Raw genomic sequence first — 15,527 nt, 5'->3', positions numbered from 1 at the left:
AAGGGCCGCCCCGTGCGCATCAAGCTCATCAACCCCAACACCACCTGGAGCATGACCGAGAAGATCGGTGCCTGCGCCCGCGCGGTGGCGAGTGCCGGCACCGAGATCGTGGCCGTGAGCCCAGCCATGGGACCGGTCTCCATCGAGAGCCACTACGACGAAGCGCTGGCCGTGCCGGGGCTGCTGCAGGAAATCGCGGCGGGCGAGCGTGACGGCATCGACGGCTACGTGATCGCCTGCTTCGGCGACCCGGGCCTGAAGGCGGCGCGCGAACTGGCACGCGGCCCCGTGGTGGGCATCGCCGAAGCAGCCATGCACCTGGCCAGCATGATCGGCAGCCGCTTCAGCGTGGTGACCACGCTGGGCCGCACCATGGGGCAGGCCTGGCACCTGGCAGAGATCTACGGCATGGAGCGCTTCTGCGCCAACGTGCGCGCCTGCGAACTGCCGGTGCTCGAACTGGAAGAGCCGGGCTCCAACGCGCGCGAGCGCATCGTCGAGGAATGTCGGCGCGCGCTCGAAGAAGACGGCTCCGACTGCATCGTGCTGGGCTGCGCCGGCATGACCGACCTGTGCGAACACATCGAGCGCGTGCTGGGCGTGCCGGTGATCGACGGCGTGGCCGCGGGCACCAAGCTCATCGAATCGCTGGTCACGCTGAAGCTGCGCACCAGCAAGCGCGGCGAGCTCGCAACACCCCTGCCCAAGCGAATGATCGGCGCGCTCGAGGGCTTTACCCTGCCGCGCTAGGCCACAATCCGCGCATGCCCCGCGCCAGTTCCAAATCTTCCGCTTCTCCTGCCGAGCCCGCCGCCCCCGTTCCGGCCGACACCGGGGCGGTCGTTGCCGACAAGACCAGCTCCATCGAAAGCATCGCCAACGACATCGCCACCGCGATCGTCGAAAAGCGCCTGCCGCCCGGCACCTGGCTGCGCGAAGAGGCGCTGGGCCGGGTGTATTCGGTGAGCCGCACCAAGGTGCGCGCCGCGCTGCTGATGCTGTCGAAGGACAAGCTCATCGAGATGATTCCCGACAAGGGCGCCTTCGTCTGCCAGCCCTCCGTCGAAGAGGCGCGCGAGGTGTTCGCGGTGCGCCGCATCCTCGAGAGCGAAGTGGTGCGCCTGTTCATCGCCGCGGCGCGGCCGCGTGACTACCAGGTGCTGGAGCAGCACATCAAGTTCGAGCGCACCGCGCTGCGCCAGACCACCACCACGGGCACCGTGCGCGAAAAACTGCTCGGCGACTTTCATGTGGCGCTGGCCGAAGCCACCGGCAACCACACGTTGGCCGAACTGGTGCGCGAACTGGTGGCGCGCAGCTCGCTGATCGCCATGCTGTATCACTCGTCGAACGACCCGCACTGCTCGTCGGACGAACACGCCGAGTTCCTGCGCCTGTGCCGCAAGGGCGAGGTGGAAGGCGCGGTGACCCACATGAACGGGCATCTGCTGCGCATCGAGGCCAGCCTGGAGCTCGGCACCGGCAAGCCGGACCGCCAGCTCGACCTGGTCAAGGCGCTGCTGGCCTGATCGGCCACTGGCAGGCCGCCCCCGACCGTCACACAACGCCGCATGCTGCACCCCGCGATCCTGCCCTTCTTCCAGCCCATCGTGGACCTGCGGCAGGGCACGATCTTCGGCCACGAAGCCCTGGTGCGCGGCCCCGCCGACACCGCGCTGCACAGCCCCGAGGCGCTCCTTGCGCTGGCCGCCAGCGAGTCGCGGCTGACCGAATTCGAGCTGCATTGCGTGGAGATCGTCCTCACCGCGTGGGGCCGCCTGGACAACCCCGGCCGGCTCTTCGTGAACCTGAGCCCCGATGCGCTGACCGCGGCGATGGGCGGCGTGGGCTCGGCATGCTGGCTCGAACGCATGCTCGCGCGCTGCGACATCTCCGCGCGCGACGTCACGGTCGAGCTCACCGAGCAGCACGCCACCGTCAGCGCCGAGACGCTGCAGCGCGCCGTGCAGGCGCTGCACGCGATGGGTGCGCGCATCGCGCTCGACGACTTCGGCGAAGGCCACTCCAACCTTCGGCGCTGGAAAGACCTGCACCCCGATCTCGTGAAGCTCGACAAGCAGCTCACGCGCGGCATCGCGAGCTCCCCGCAGAGCGTGGAGCTGGTGCGCGCCATCGTCGCCTTCGGCAACGCCATGGGCTCCGAGCTCATCGCCGAGGGCGTGGAAGACGCCAAGGACCTGCGCGTGCTGCGCGACCTGGGCATTGCCTACGGCCAGGGCTTCCTGCTGGGCCAGCCGGCGCCGGCCCTGCAACCGGTGCTGCCCGCGGCCGTGGCGCAGATCGTGCGCGACACCCGCATCGCGGTGATGCCGCACGCCGCCCAGCCCTCGCAGCCCCACGTGCTGCGAAGCCTGTCGGTCATCCAGGCACCGGCACTCAGCCCGCAGACGCCCATCGACGAAGTCTCGGCCCTCTTCCAGAAGCACCCCGAGCTGCATGCCCTCGCGGTGGTCGACAGGGGCCGCCCCGTGGCGCTGATCAACCGCCAGTCGTTCATGAACGACTATGCGCGCATGTACTTCCGCGAGGTGCACGGGCGCCGGCCTTGCCTGTCCTACGGCAGCCAGTCGCCGCGCATCGTGGAGCGGGAGGACAACGTCGAGAGCCTGCTGGGCATCCTGATGTCGGAAGACCAGCGCTACCTGAGCGAGGGCTTCATCGTCACGCAGAAGAAGCGCTACATCGGCCTGGGCAGGGGCGACCAGCTCGTGCGCGCGGTGACCGAGGCGCGAATCGAGGCCGCGCGGCATGCCAACCCACTGACCTTCCTGCCGGGCAACATCCCCCTCAACATCCATATCGCCCGCCTGCTGGACAGCGGCGCCGACTTCACCGCCTGCTATGCCGACCTGAACAACTTCAAGGTGTTCAACGACCACTACGGCTACTGGCGCGGCGACGAAATGATCCTGCTGCTTGCGCGCGTGGCAACGCAACACGCCGACCCGCACCGCGACTTCGTCGGACACATCGGCGGCGACGACTTCCTGGTGCTGTTCCAGAGCCCCGACTGGCTGCGGCGCTGCACCGCCGTGATCGAAGACTTCAACCGCCAGGCGCGCGACCTCTATGACGAGGCGGCTCGCCAGGCCGGCGGTATCGAGGGCGAGGACCGCCAGGGCGTGGTCCGCTTCACGCCATTCGCCACGCTGGCCATCGGCGCGGTGCGCATACCGCCGGGCATGTTCCGGCACGCCGAAGACGTGGCCGGCGAGGCGGCCATCGCGAAGCACGAGGCCAAGCAGGCACCGTCGGGCCTCACGGTGAGAGAGGCGCGACAGGCGAAAGAGGTGCAAGAGGCGCAAGCGCGGCCGGCCTGATCCTTGCATCGGTGCGGCATGCACCGGCCACGGCGCTCGTCGGAACCCCGTCCCCTCGGGTTTTCCTGAAGCGGTTGTGACCATAAACTGTATACAGTTTCGCGTACACGATGTGTGGACGCCGCCGCTGAACGCGCCGTCCATGTCTTCTCTCTCACTGGAGATACACGATGACGGCCGACACTTCTTCCCCCCTCCACACGGTGCATCCGGTGGACCAGCGGCTCCCGGCGGGCAAGCTCGCGGCGCTGGGCCTGCAGCACGTGCTGGTGATGTATGCGGGGGCCGTCGCGGTGCCGCTCATCGTCGGGCGCGCGCTCAAGCTCTCGCCCGACGAGGTCGCGCTGCTGATCTCGGCCGACCTGTTCTGCTGCGGCATCGCCACGCTCATCCAGGCGCTGGGCGCCACGCAGTTCTTCGGCATCAAGCTGCCGGTGATGATGGGCGTGACCTTCGCGTCGGTCGCGCCCATGGTGGCCATCGCCAATGCCAACCCCGGGCAGAACGGGGCGCAGTTGCTGTTCGGCGCCATCATCGGCGCGGGGGTGGTGTCCATCCTCATCGCGCCGCTGGTGAGCCGCATGCTGCGCTTCTTTCCGCCGGTGGTGACCGGCACCATCATCGCGGTCATCGGCATCAGCCTGATGCGCGTGGGCATCAACTGGATCTTCGGCAACCCGGTGGGCCCCACGGCGCCGGCGCTGGTCGACCCGGTGTATGCGAAGTGGCTGGCCGAGGTCACCTCGCCCGGCAGCTCCATTCCCGCGGTGCCCAAGGGCTTCGCCATCATGCCCACCGTGCCCAACCCCAAGTACGCGGACCTCTCGGGCTTCGGCGTGGCCGCGCTGGTGCTGGTGTCGATCCTGTTGATCGTCAAGTACGCGAAGGGCTTCATCGCCAACATCTCGGTGCTGCTGGGCATCGTGATCGGCGCGGTGGTGGCCTCGGTGACCGGCCTCATGACCTACGAGAAAGTAGGCAAGGCCGCGTGGGTCGACATCGTGCTGCCCTTTCACTTCGGCATGCCGCAGTTCGACCCGATCCTGATCCTCACCATGACGCTGATCATGATCGTGGTGATGATCGAATCGACCGGCATGTTCCTCGCGCTCGGCGACATGACCGATCGCAAGATCACGCAAAAAGACCTGGCCCGCGGCCTGCGCACCGACGGCCTGGGCACGCTCATCGGCGGCATCTTCAACACCTTTCCGTACACCAGCTTCTCGCAGAACGTGGGCTTGGTGGCCGTCACCGGCATCAAGAGCCGCTATGTGTGCGTGGCCGGCGGCGCAATTCTCATCGTGCTGGGTCTGCTGCCGAAGATGGCTGCGCTCATCGAGTCGCTGCCCACCGTGGTGCTGGGCGGCGCGGGCCTCGTGATGTTCGGCATGGTGGCCGCCACCGGCATCCGCATCTTGTCGGGCGTGGACTTCAAGACCAACCGCCACAACGCGATGATCGTGGCCGTGTCCATCGGCGTGGGCATGATTCCGCTGATTGCACCCAACTTCAAGCAGTGGATGCCGCACGCAATCCATTCGCTGATCGAGTCGGGCATCTTGCTGGCGTCGATTGCGGCGGTGCTGCTGAACCTTTTCTTGAACGGTGCTAAGCACGACGAGCAGGCGGTCATTGCGGCGGCCAGGCAGGCCGAGGCGCACTGATTTTTTGCTAGATCATCGCCAGGGGCGTCTTGCGCCGCGGCGGTGGGTGCAGGCGGTCCAGTTCAGCCAGGGTCGCCGCATCGAGCTGCAGTTCGGCGGCGGCCAGGTTCTCCTTCAAGTGCGCACTGCGCACCGCCTTTGGAATCGCGGCGACACCGGGCCGCGCCATCACCGCGGCCAGCGCCAGTTGTGCCGCCGTCACGCCCAGCCGCTCGGCCAGTTCGCCCAGCCCGTCGTCTTCGGCCAGCGCGCCCTGGTCGATCGGGCTGTAGGCCATCAGCGGCATGCCGCGCTCGCGCTGCCATGGCAGCAGGCTGAACTCCGGCCCGCGCTCGCCCAGCGACAGGTACACCTGGTTGGCCGCGCAGGCCGGCCCGTCGCCGGCCAGCTGTGCCAGCTCCTGCATGTCGTCGGTGTCGAAGTTGCTCACGCCCCAATGCGCGACGCGCCCGTCGGCCACCAGCGCGTGCATGGCCGCGACGGTGTCGCGCAGCGGATGGTTGCCGCGCCAGTGCAGCAGGTACAGGTCGATGGCGTCGAGCCCCAGCCGCTTCAGGCTGCGCTCGCAAGCCTCGCGTGTGCCGCGCCGGCTGGCGTTGTGCGGGTAGACCTTGCTCACGACGAAGAGCTCGTCGCGCCGCACGTCGCCCGCGCGCAGCGCCTCGGCGATGGCCTGGCCGACCACGCTTTCGGCGCCGCCTTCGCCGTACATCTCGGCGGTGTCGATCAGGCGGTAGCCCAGCGCGACGGCCTCGCGCACCGCCTTCACCTCGGCCGCGCGCTGGCCCGCGTCTTCGCCCATGCGCCAGGTGCCTAGACCGAGAACCGGCATCTCGCCGCCGGTGGGGAGTGGAAGTGTTCGCATCGGCCCATGGTACGGGCAGCGCAAGACCGTGTCAGCCGGTCGACAACGCCAGCCACACGGTCGCGCGCAGCCCGCGCCCGCCCTCCCCGTGGTTCTCGCCGCCTTCCTCCCCGCCTCCCTCGCCGTCTTCCAGCGCAATCTGTCCGCCGTGCTTCTGCAGCACCGCCCGCACGATGGCCAGACCGAGCCCGCTGCCCGACTGCGTCTGGTCCGGGTTGCGAAAGAAGCGGTCGAACACGCGCTCGCGAAGGGCTGGTGGAATGCCCGGCCCCTGGTCCGTCACGCGCAGCACGGCCTTGTCGGGTTCGCCCGGCTTGCCCTGTTCCCGCGCAACGCGCACCGTCACCGTGCCGCCGTCCGGGCTGTACTTGACGGCGTTCTCCACCACATTGCTCACCATCGAAATCAGGCTCTCGCGCTCGCCCCGCACCGGCACCGCGCCATCGCAGGCGAAAGCTATCGTGATGCCGCGTGCGCGCGCCAGGCTGTCGACCAGCGTGATGCGCCCGCGCACCAGCGCGCCGAATTCCAGTACCACGGGCAACGCGTCCTGCGGCATCTCGTCGCTGCGCATGAGCTGCTGCAATTGCCCCACCAGCCGCATCGCGCGGTGGTTGCTGCGCAGCAGGTTGGCCATGAGCTCGCGCTGGCCTGCGTCGTCGGTCTGCGCCTTCAGTGCCTCCACGTTCGCACGCATCGCGTCGAGCGGTGTGCGCAGTTCGCTCGCCGCATCGGCAATGAGTCCGCGCTCGCGCGCGCTGCGCTCGCGCAGGCTGCGCAGCAGGCCGTTGATGCTGCTCACCAGCGGCTGCAGCTCCTTGTGCCGCGGCGCGAAGGACAGCGGCCTCAGGTCGGCCGGGCCGCGCGTGGCCGTCTCATGCGTCACCTGCCGCCAGGGCCGCAGCGCGAGCAGCACCGACAGCCATGCGGGAAACACCAGGAACGGCAGGCTGATCGCCAGCGGCAGCAAGTAGTAGCTGCGGTTGTCCACGGTGAAGTTCAGCCGCAGGAAGTCGGGCTCGGCCAGCATCACGCGGGTGTCCCGCGTCTGCGACCTCACGGTGCGCGCGCGCCACACGCGTTCGCCGACCCGCACGTTCTCCACCTGGCCAGACGCCGAGGTGTGCAGCGCGGGCACGCCCGGCGTGGAGTTGTAGATGAGCCGGCCCCGCTGCCACACCTGCATGACATGCGCCGTGTCTTCCTTGGCGCGAAAGTCGCTGGCCGACTCGAACAGCGCCATGTCGAAGGCCTTCAGGCTTTCCTGCTGGCGCTGCGGTTCGTCGGCAAGGTTCTGCGTGGCCGACATGACGAGACCGAAGACCTTGTCGAAGCGCACCAGGTCCGGCACGTCGGCCGCGCCTTGCAGCAGCAACCCCACCGTGGCACACCACAGCAGCGCGATCACGGCGATCTGCGCCAGCAGCAGGCGGCGCAGCAGCGAGGGCTGGCGCCAGCGCTTCAGGCGCAGGGCGAACGCCTTCGTGAACTTCGTGAAGGCAGGCAAAAGGGTCATGGGTCTCCTGGCGGGGGACTCTTCGGAGCACGCCGCGAGCGGGTGGAGTATCTGCCGCGGCCGGACGCGAGCTTCAGAAAACCTTCATGAATCGCGCATGCGGCCGGTGTGCTTCATCGCTTCGACCCGTTGTTTGCCTTCTCATTTTGCGAAGTCGAAGTCAGTTTTGTGACAACAGATGGTCGATCGCTAAAGTGAAGATCGCCTTTCAGGCCTTCTGATTTTGTCAATGCGGTTTGGGTGCCAACCCCATCGGTCCGCTCACTGCCCGCTCCTAGAATTTTTCACCAGCCCCGTGCCACGAGCGCGGGCGCCGCTCGCAACGGTCATGCAACGAATTTGGAACAGGTTGAGTCAATGCAGAAAAAGCACAGGATTGCCGTCATTCCCGGAGACGGCATCGGCGTCGAGGTCATGCCCGAAGGTTTGCGCGTGCTCGACGCGGTCGGCCGGCGCTTCGGCATCGACTTTTCGTACGACCATTTCGACTGGGGCTCCGACCACTACCTGCGCACCGGCCTGATGATGCCGGCCGACTGGGCCGAGAAGATTCAGGGCCACGACGCCATCTACTTCGGCGCGGTGGGCGACCCCGACAAGGTGCCCGACCACATTGCGGTGTGGGGCCTGCTGATCAAGATCCGCCGCGACTTCGACCAGTACGTCAACCTGCGCCCCGTGCGCCTGATGCCCGGCGTGCCCGGCCCGCTGGCGCACCGCAAGCCGGGCGACATCGACTTTCTGGTGGTGCGCGAGAACACCGAGGGCGAATACACCTCGGTGGGCGGGCGCCTGTTCGAAGGCACGCCGCGCGAAATGGCGATCCAGGAGTCGGTGTTCACGCGCGTGGGCGTGGACCGCATCATCGAATACGCGTTCGAGCTCGCCAGCCGCCGCCCGCGCAAGAACCTGGTGGCGGCCACCAAGTCGAACGGCATTTCGGTGACCATGCCCTACTGGGACGAGCGCCTGGCCGAAATTGCCAAGCGCCACCCGGACATCAAGACGAGCAAGTACCACATCGACATCTTGTGCGCGCACTTCGTGCAGCACCCGGACTGGTTCGACGTGGTGGTGGCCTCCAACCTGTTCGGCGACATCCTGTCCGACCTGGGCCCGGCCTGCACGGGCACCATCGGCATTGCGCCGTCGGCCAACCTGAACCCGGAGCGCAAGTTCCCGTCGCTGTTCGAGCCCGTGCACGGCTCGGCGCCCGATATCGCAGGCAAAGGCATCGCCAACCCCATCGGCCAGATCTGGTCGGCCGCGCTGATGCTGGACCACCTGGGCAACAACGACCCTGTGTACGCCCAAGCCTCGGCCGCCGTCATCTCGGCCATCGAGACGGTGCTGAGCGAGGGTCCGCGTACGCGTGACATGGGCGGCACGGCCAACACAGTGGACGTGGGCCGGGCGATCGCCGACTGCATTTCCGCCGGCAACCCCGCATGACGCGACGCCCCTCATCCCTTCGCGGCCGAGGAGACTGAGATGGGCCTGTTCCTGCTGAAGCGCACGCTGACGCTGTTCGGCACGTTGGTCGGCGCATCGATCATCGTGTTCCTGGTGCTGGAGATTCTTCCGGGCAACGCCGCGCAGATGTTGATGGGGCCCGATGCCGCACCCGAAGCCGTGGCGGCCCTTGCCACCAAGCTGGGTCTGGACCAACCCGCGTGGACCCGCTACTGGCACTGGATCGCCGGCCTGCTCACCGGCAACCTCGGTGACAGCTACGCCTACAGCTCGCCCGTGCTCGACCTCATCCTCGAGCGCCTGGCGCTCACCGTGCCGCTCGCCATGATGGCAATGGCGCTCACGATCGTGATCGCGCTGCTGGTCGGCGTCACGGCCGCCGCGCGCCACAACAAGCTGGGCGACGTCGGACTGATGGGCATGGCCCAGGTCGGCATCGCCATTCCGAACTTCTGGTTCGCGATTCTTCTGATCCTCGTGTTCTCGGTGCAGCTGCAGTGGTTCTCCGCGGGCGGCTTCGAGGGCTGGGGCGAAGGCTTCTTCGCTGGGCTGAAGTCGTTGTTGCTGCCGGCCCTGTCGCTGGCCGTGGTGCAGGCCGCGATCCTTGCGCGCATCACGCGCTCGGCGGTGCTCGAGGTGATGCGAGAAGACTTCGTGCGCACCGCACGCGCCAAGGGCGTGTCGCAGCGCATGGTGCTGTGGACCCACGTGCTGCGCAACGCGATGATCCCGGTCATCACCGTCATGGGCATGCAATTCTCCGAGCTGCTCGCGGGCACCATCGTGGTGGAGAACGTGTTCTACCTTCCCGGTCTTGGCCGTCTCATCTTCCAGGCCATCAGCAACCGCGACCTGATCGTGGTGCGCAACTGCGTGATGCTGCTCGCGGCCATGGTGGTCATCGTGAATTTCGTGGTCGACGTGCTGTACGCCGTGATCGACCCGCGCATCAAGGCCAGCGACATATGAGCAGCATCACAGCTCCGAGCGCCGCCGCGCTCAAGGTGCCGGGCTTCTGGCGCCGTGCGCTGCAGCACCGCAGCTTCGTCATCGGCGGCGTGCTCGCCGCCCTGCTGCTGCTTGCCGCGCTCGTCTCCTTCGTGTGGACGCCGTGGTCGCCCTATGCGATGGACATGCCCAACAAGATGCAGGCGCCCTCGGCGTCGCACTGGCTGGGCACCGATGCATTCGGTCGCGACGTCGCTTCGCTGCTGCTGGTGGGCGCACGCGCATCCATCCTCGTGGGTGTGATCGCGGTCGGCATCGGCCTGGTCGTCGGCACCGCGCTGGGCTTGCTCGCAGCCGCCAAGCGCGGCTGGGTCGAGGAAGCGGTGATGCGCCTGTCGGACTTCACGCTCGCCTTCCCGGCGATCCTATCGGCCATCATGATGACGGCCGTGTTCGGCGCGGGCATCGTGAACGCCATCGTGGCCATCGGCATCTACAACATCCCGACCTTCGCACGCATCACGCGCGCCTCGGCCAACGCGATCTGGTCGCGCGAGTACGTGGCCGCGGCGCGTGCCTGCGGCAAGGGGCCGTTCGCCATCACCGTGCAGCACGTGCTGCCGAACATCTCGGCGGTGCTGATCGTGCAGATCACGATCCGCTTCGCCATCGCCATCCTGGCCGAGGCCGCGCTGTCTTACCTGGGCCTGGGGACGCAGCCGCCGCAGCCTTCGTGGGGCCGCATGCTCAGCGAGGCGCAGACCCTCATGTTCCAGCAGCCGCTGCTGGCCGTTTTCCCCGGCATGGCGATCGCCCTCGCGGTGCTGGGGCTGAACCTGCTCGGCGACGGGTTGCGCGACCTGCTCGACCCCCGCCTCGCTCGCGCCAGGTAAGCACCATGCCACTTCTCGAAGTCAACAACCTCCAGATCGGCCTGCAGACCCAGCGCGGGCCGGCGCAGGCCGTGCGCGGCATCTCGTTCTCGCTGGAGCGTGGCGACACGCTGGGCATCGTGGGTGAATCGGGCTGCGGCAAGTCGATCACCGTGATGTCGCTCATGGGCCTGCTGCCCTCCAGCGCCAACGTCACGGGCAGCATCAAGCTCGACGGGCAGGAGCTTGTCGGCCTGCCCGAAAAGCAGATGTGCCAGGTGCGCGGCAACCGCATCGGCATGATCTTCCAGGAGCCGATGACGGCGCTGAACCCGGTGCACACCATCGCGCGCCAGGTCGGCGAGCCGCTGCAGCTGCACCGTGGGCTGACGAAGGCGCAGGCGCGCAAGGAAGCGCTGGGCCTGCTCGACCGCGTGGGCATTCCCGATGCGGCTTCGCGGCTCGACGCCTACCCGCACCAGTTCTCCGGCGGACAACGCCAGCGCATCGGCATCGCGATGGCGCTGGCCTGCGGGCCCGACCTGCTGATTGCCGACGAGCCGACGACGGCGCTCGACGTCACCATCCAGAAGCAGGTGCTCGACCTGATCCAGGGCCTGGTCAAGGAAATGGGCATGGCGCTGATCCTGATCTCGCACGACCTGGGCGTGATCGCCAACAGCGTGCAACGCATGCTCGTGATGTACGGCGGCAGCGCCGTGGAAAGCGGGCCGACCGACACCGTGTTCGCCGGCCGGGCTCACCCCTACACGCGCGGCCTGTTCGCGGCACGCCCTGCCCTGGGCGCCGTGCGCGCCGGGCGGCTGCCGACCATCCGCGGCAGCGTGCCCGAGCTGGTCGACATGCCGCGCGGCTGCGCCTTCGCGGGGCGCTGCGCCCACACCATCGACCTGTGCCACAGCACGCGGCCGCAGCCCACGCTGCTGCCGAACGACCACACGGTGCGCTGCCTGCGTCTGGGTGAAATTGCAGCCATGGAGGCCAGGACCGCCCAGGCCGCCACCACGGTTCTCTCCGCATGAGCCAGCCCACGATCAAGCCCGGCCAGCCCCTGCTGTCCGTGAACAACCTCTACCGCCACTACGCGCTGCCGCGCGAAAAGCTCTTCGGCCCGCCGCCCACCGTGAAGGCGCTCAACGGCGTGAGCTTCGACGTGAAGGCCGGCCAGAGCGTGGGCATCGTCGGCGAATCGGGCTCGGGCAAGTCGACCATCGCGCGGCTGGTGATGGCGCTCGATACGCCGACATCGGGCACCGTCTCGCTCGAAGGCCGCAACCTGCACACGCTGTCGAAAGACGCGCTGCGCACCGCGCGCCGCGACTTCCAGATGGTGTTCCAGGACCCCTACGGTTCGCTCGACCCGCGCCAGACCGTGGCGCGCATCGTGGCCGAGCCGCTCGAGGCGCTGGCCGAGACTCGCCGCGCCGAGCAGCGCGAGCGCGCCTCCGAAGCGCTTGCCGCCGTGGGTTTGCGCACCACCGACATGGACAAGTACCCGCACGAGTTCTCGGGCGGCCAGCGCCAGCGCATCGCCATCGCGCGTGCGCTGATCACGCGGCCCAAGCTCATCGTGGCCGACGAGCCGGTGAGCGCGCTCGACGTGTCGGTGCAAGCCCAGGTACTCAACCTGATGCAAGACCTGCAGCAGCAGTTCGGCGTCAGCTACCTGCTCATCAGCCACGACCTTGCGGTGGTCAACCACCTGTGCGACGAGGTCTGCGTGGTCTTCAAGGGGCGCATCGTGGAGCGCGGCCGGCCCGCCGACCTGTTCGCCCATGCGCAGCACGAGTACACGCGCACCCTGCTGTCCGCCGTGCTGCACACGCCGTCCCGCTAGGCGGACGGGCTCTCTTCGTTCTTCCCGTTCTTCTTTCACCCCACCTCCAGGAGCTACCGCATGTTGAAGCGACGCACACTCATGACTTCCGCCATGGCCGCGGCGATTCCGGGTGTCTTCCTGCCCCAGGCGCGCGCGCAGGCGGGCAAGAACACGCTGACGATCGGCATGCCGCTCGAACCGCCGGGTCTGGACCCGACCACCGGCGCCGCGTCGGCCATCGCGGAGATCACGCAATACAACATCTTCGAGACGCTCACCAAGGTGAACGCCGACGGCTCCGTCACGCCGATGCTGGCCGAGAGCTGGTCGTCGTCGCCCGACATGAAGACCTTCGTGTTCAAGCTGCGCAAGGGTGTGCGCTTTGAAAACGGGCAGCCCTTCAACGCGTCGGTGGTGAAGTTCTCTTTCGACCGCGCGGGCGGCGCCAAGAGCACCAACAAGGACAAGCGCTTCTTCAGCGAAATCGGCACCGTGGTGCTCGACGAGCACACGGTGGGCGTGAACAGCACGCTGCCCAACCCCGACCTGCCCTTCATGCTGGGTCAGTCGACCGCCTGCCTGGTCGAGCCCAGGAGCGCCGACACCAACGCCACCGCGCCGGTGGGCACGGGCCCCTACAAGCTCGCGGCCTGGCAACGCGGCGCCTCGTGCACGCTGGTGAAGTCGCCGACCTACCGCGACCCGAACCTGGCGAAGACCGAGCGCTTCGTGTTCCGCTTCATGTCGGACACCGCGGCGCAGACCGCCGCGCTGATGGCCAACGACATCGACATCTTCCCGCGCGCGGGCACGCGCTCGGTGGCGCAGTTCAAGGGCAACCCGCGCTTCCAGGTGATCGAGGTGGGCACGCGCGGCAAGGTGATCCTGACGATCAACAACCGCAAGAAGCCGCTGGACGACGTGCGCGTGCGCCGCGCCATTCTGGCGGCCATCGACCGCAACGCGATCGTCCAGGGCGCGGCGGACGGCTTCGGCAAGCCCCTGGGCAGCCACTACGCCATGGGCGCGCCGGGCTTCATCGACACCACGGCAATCAACCCTTTCGACATCGAGAAGGCGAAGAAGCTGCTGGCCGAGGCCGGCGTGAAAACGCCGCTCGAACTGCGCCTGCAGCTGCCCCCGCCTTCGTATGCGCGGCAAGGCGGCGAGATGATCGCGGCGCAGTTGGCGCAGATCGGCATCGTGGTGAAGATCCAGAACGTGGAGTGGGCCCAATGGCTCAGCGGCACCTTCGGCGGCGCACACGATTTCGACCTGACCATGGTGGCCCACGTCGAGCCCTTCGACCTGGTGAAGTACACCGAGCCCGACTACTACTGGGGCTACGACTCGAAGAAGTTCCGCGACCTGTTCGTGTCCATCCAGAACGAAGAGAACAAGAAGCGCCGCGCCGACCTGCTGGCCGAGGCCCAGCGCCAGCTGGCGAACGATGCGGTGAACGGCTTCCTGTACCAAGCCGTGTTTCCGACCATCGCGCGCAAGGAAGTGAAGGGCCTGTGGCCGAGCATGCCGATCGTGGTGAACGACCTGGCCGCGATCTCCTGGAGCTGATGAAATGACCCGACCCCTCTATGCCCTCGGCGTGCAGGAACTGCACGCAGCCTACGCCGCCCGCGAACTGTCTCCGGTGGAGGTGACGCGTTCGGTCAACGAGCGCATCGCGGCCTATGAGCCCGAGCTGCACGCGACCTGGCTGTTCCGCCCCGAGCTCGCGCTCGCGCAAGCACGCGCGTCCGAAGCACGCTGGCTGGCCGGCACGCCGCGCGGCACGCTCGACGGCGTACCCGTCACCATCAAGGACAACCTCGCGACAGAGGGCGACCCGATGCCGCTGGGCACCGCCGCCTACGACCTCGTGCCGATGCCGCAAGACTCGCCTCCTGCCGCGCGCCTGAAGGCAGACGGCACCGTGCTGGTCGCCAAGACCACCATGCCCGACCTGGGCATGCTGTCGTCGGGCTTGTCGAGTTTTCATGCGCTCTCGCGCAACCCGTGGGACCTGTCGCGCACACCCGGCGGCTCCAGCGCGGGCGCCGGTGCGGCGGCGGCGGCCGGCTACGGGCCGCTGCACGTGGGCACCGACATCGGCGGGTCGCTGCGCCTGCCGGCGAGCTGGTGCGGCATCTACACGCTCAAGCCCAGCTTCGGACGCATTCCACTGAGCACGCCGTACATGGGCCGATGCGCCGGCCCGATGACGCGCACCGTGGCCGACTCGGCGCTGATGATGGCCTCGGTCGCGCAGCCCGACGACCGCGACTACTCGGAGCTGCCCGCGCCCACCATCGACTGGAACGCCTTCGAGGTCGATCCGTCGTTCCTGAAGGGCAAGCGCGTGGCGCTGCACATGGACGCGGGCTGCGGCCTTCCGCTCGACCCGCAGATCGCCGAAGCCGTTCGCCGCGCGGCCCAGCGCATCGAGGCCGCGGGCGCGCACATCGAAGAGATCCCGGCCTTCATGACGCCCGAGATGCTGCAGGGCATGGACCACTTCTGGCGCATGCGCTCGTGCCTGGACATGCAGGCGATGCCGGCCGACAAGCGCGCGAAGATCCTGCCGTACATCAGCGCATGGGCAGAGAGCGCGGCCGGCTTTTCGGGCGCGCACATCTTCGACGCCTACAGCCAGTTCATCGCCACGCGCGCGGCCACGGTCGCGGCCACCAAGGCCTACGACTTCGTGCTCTCGCCGGTGTCGCCGAACCTGCCCGCGCCCGCGGACCACGCCTCGCCAACCAACGACCCGATGCGCCCGCTGGAGCACATCGGCTTCACGGTGCCGTACAACATGTCGGAGCAGCCGGCCGCGTCGATCAACTGCGGCTACTCGGCCGAGGGCCTGCCCATCGGCCTGCAGGTTGCAGGGCGCCGCTTCGACGACCTGGGCGTGCTGCAGTTCAGCCGCGCGTTCGAGCAGATCCGCGAAGCACAGCGCGCCTGGCCGGAACCGAAGTGACATCGCGGCGTCCAACGACGCCGACCGC

General features: G+C 68.1%; 13 protein-coding genes. 11 read left to right on the top strand and 2 right to left on the bottom strand.

Translation table 11 applies throughout. The features are described from left to right. The first annotated feature begins 12 nt into the window (after positions 1-12). The 4 genes from ACSFA5_RS00160 to ACSFA5_RS00145 all read left to right on the top strand — a co-directional run bounded on the left by ACSFA5_RS00160 (position 13) and on the right by ACSFA5_RS00145 (position 5,008). A complete protein-coding gene (locus ACSFA5_RS00160) occupies positions 13-750 on the top strand; it encodes an aspartate/glutamate racemase family protein (protein ID WP_435441978.1) in 738 nt (245 codons plus the stop codon). Between the two features lie 14 nt (positions 751-764). Beyond that, positions 765-1,529 carry a GntR family transcriptional regulator gene (locus ACSFA5_RS00155; protein WP_435441977.1) on the top strand — a complete coding sequence of 255 codons (765 nt, stop codon included), beginning with the start codon at positions 765-767 and terminating at the stop codon, positions 1,527-1,529. A 42-nt stretch (positions 1,530-1,571) separates the two neighbouring features. Beyond that, positions 1,572-3,341, top strand: a complete 1,770-nt coding sequence (locus ACSFA5_RS00150) for an EAL domain-containing protein (RefSeq protein WP_435441976.1) — start codon at positions 1,572-1,574, stop codon at positions 3,339-3,341. A 170-nt stretch (positions 3,342-3,511) separates the two neighbouring features. Beyond that, positions 3,512-5,008, top strand: coding sequence for a nucleobase:cation symporter-2 family protein (locus tag ACSFA5_RS00145; protein ID WP_435441975.1), 1,497 nt, complete (start codon positions 3,512-3,514; stop codon positions 5,006-5,008). Between the two features lie 7 nt (positions 5,009-5,015). Here the strand turns inward: ACSFA5_RS00145 and ACSFA5_RS00140 are convergent, their stop codons facing one another. Continuing rightward, positions 5,016-5,873 (bottom strand): aldo/keto reductase, encoded by an 858-nt coding sequence (locus ACSFA5_RS00140; protein WP_435441974.1) that lies wholly within the window; start codon positions 5,871-5,873, stop codon positions 5,016-5,018. Positions 5,874-5,904: 31 nt separating this feature from the next. Next, positions 5,905-7,389 (bottom strand): sensor histidine kinase, encoded by a 1,485-nt coding sequence (locus ACSFA5_RS00135; RefSeq protein WP_435441973.1) that lies wholly within the window; start codon positions 7,387-7,389, stop codon positions 5,905-5,907. 357 nt (positions 7,390-7,746) lie between these two features. Between ACSFA5_RS00135 and ACSFA5_RS00130 the strand changes: the two genes are divergently transcribed. Genes ACSFA5_RS00130 through ACSFA5_RS00100 form a run of 7 tightly spaced genes read left to right on the top strand, consistent with a single transcriptional unit; the run spans position 7,747 to position 15,499 of the window. Beyond that, complete coding sequence (locus tag ACSFA5_RS00130; protein WP_435441972.1) at positions 7,747-8,841, top strand: tartrate dehydrogenase; 1,095 nt, start codon at positions 7,747-7,749, stop codon at positions 8,839-8,841. A gap of 39 nt (positions 8,842-8,880) precedes the next feature. Beyond that, complete coding sequence (locus ACSFA5_RS00125; RefSeq protein ID WP_435441971.1) at positions 8,881-9,831, top strand: ABC transporter permease; 951 nt, start codon at positions 8,881-8,883, stop codon at positions 9,829-9,831. Next, positions 9,828-10,703, top strand: coding sequence for an ABC transporter permease (locus ACSFA5_RS00120; RefSeq protein ID WP_435441970.1), 876 nt, complete (start codon positions 9,828-9,830; stop codon positions 10,701-10,703). The genes ACSFA5_RS00125 and ACSFA5_RS00120 overlap by 4 nt, the downstream gene beginning before the upstream one ends. Before the next feature lie 5 nt (positions 10,704-10,708). After that, positions 10,709-11,725 (top strand): ABC transporter ATP-binding protein, encoded by a 1,017-nt coding sequence (locus ACSFA5_RS00115; protein WP_435441969.1) that lies wholly within the window; start codon positions 10,709-10,711, stop codon positions 11,723-11,725. Beyond that, on the top strand, positions 11,722-12,540 hold the full coding sequence (locus ACSFA5_RS00110; protein WP_435441968.1) for an ATP-binding cassette domain-containing protein: 819 nt from the start codon (positions 11,722-11,724) through the stop codon (positions 12,538-12,540). The genes ACSFA5_RS00115 and ACSFA5_RS00110 overlap by 4 nt, the downstream gene beginning before the upstream one ends. Before the next feature lie 60 nt (positions 12,541-12,600). After that, positions 12,601-14,094: an ABC transporter substrate-binding protein gene (locus tag ACSFA5_RS00105; protein WP_435441967.1), complete on the top strand. Its 1,494-nt coding sequence runs from the start codon at positions 12,601-12,603 to the stop codon at positions 14,092-14,094. Positions 14,095-14,098: 4 nt separating this feature from the next. Next, on the top strand, positions 14,099-15,499 hold the full coding sequence (locus ACSFA5_RS00100) for an amidase (protein ID WP_435441966.1): 1,401 nt from the start codon (positions 14,099-14,101) through the stop codon (positions 15,497-15,499). The last annotated feature ends 28 nt before the right edge of the window (positions 15,500-15,527 follow it).

Origin of the sequence: Variovorax monticola (assembly GCF_051216855.1) — a bacterium.
In the GTDB taxonomy this organism is placed as follows: domain Bacteria; phylum Pseudomonadota; class Gammaproteobacteria; order Burkholderiales; family Burkholderiaceae_C; genus Variovorax.
This window is presented reverse-complemented; position numbering and strand designations above follow the sequence as displayed.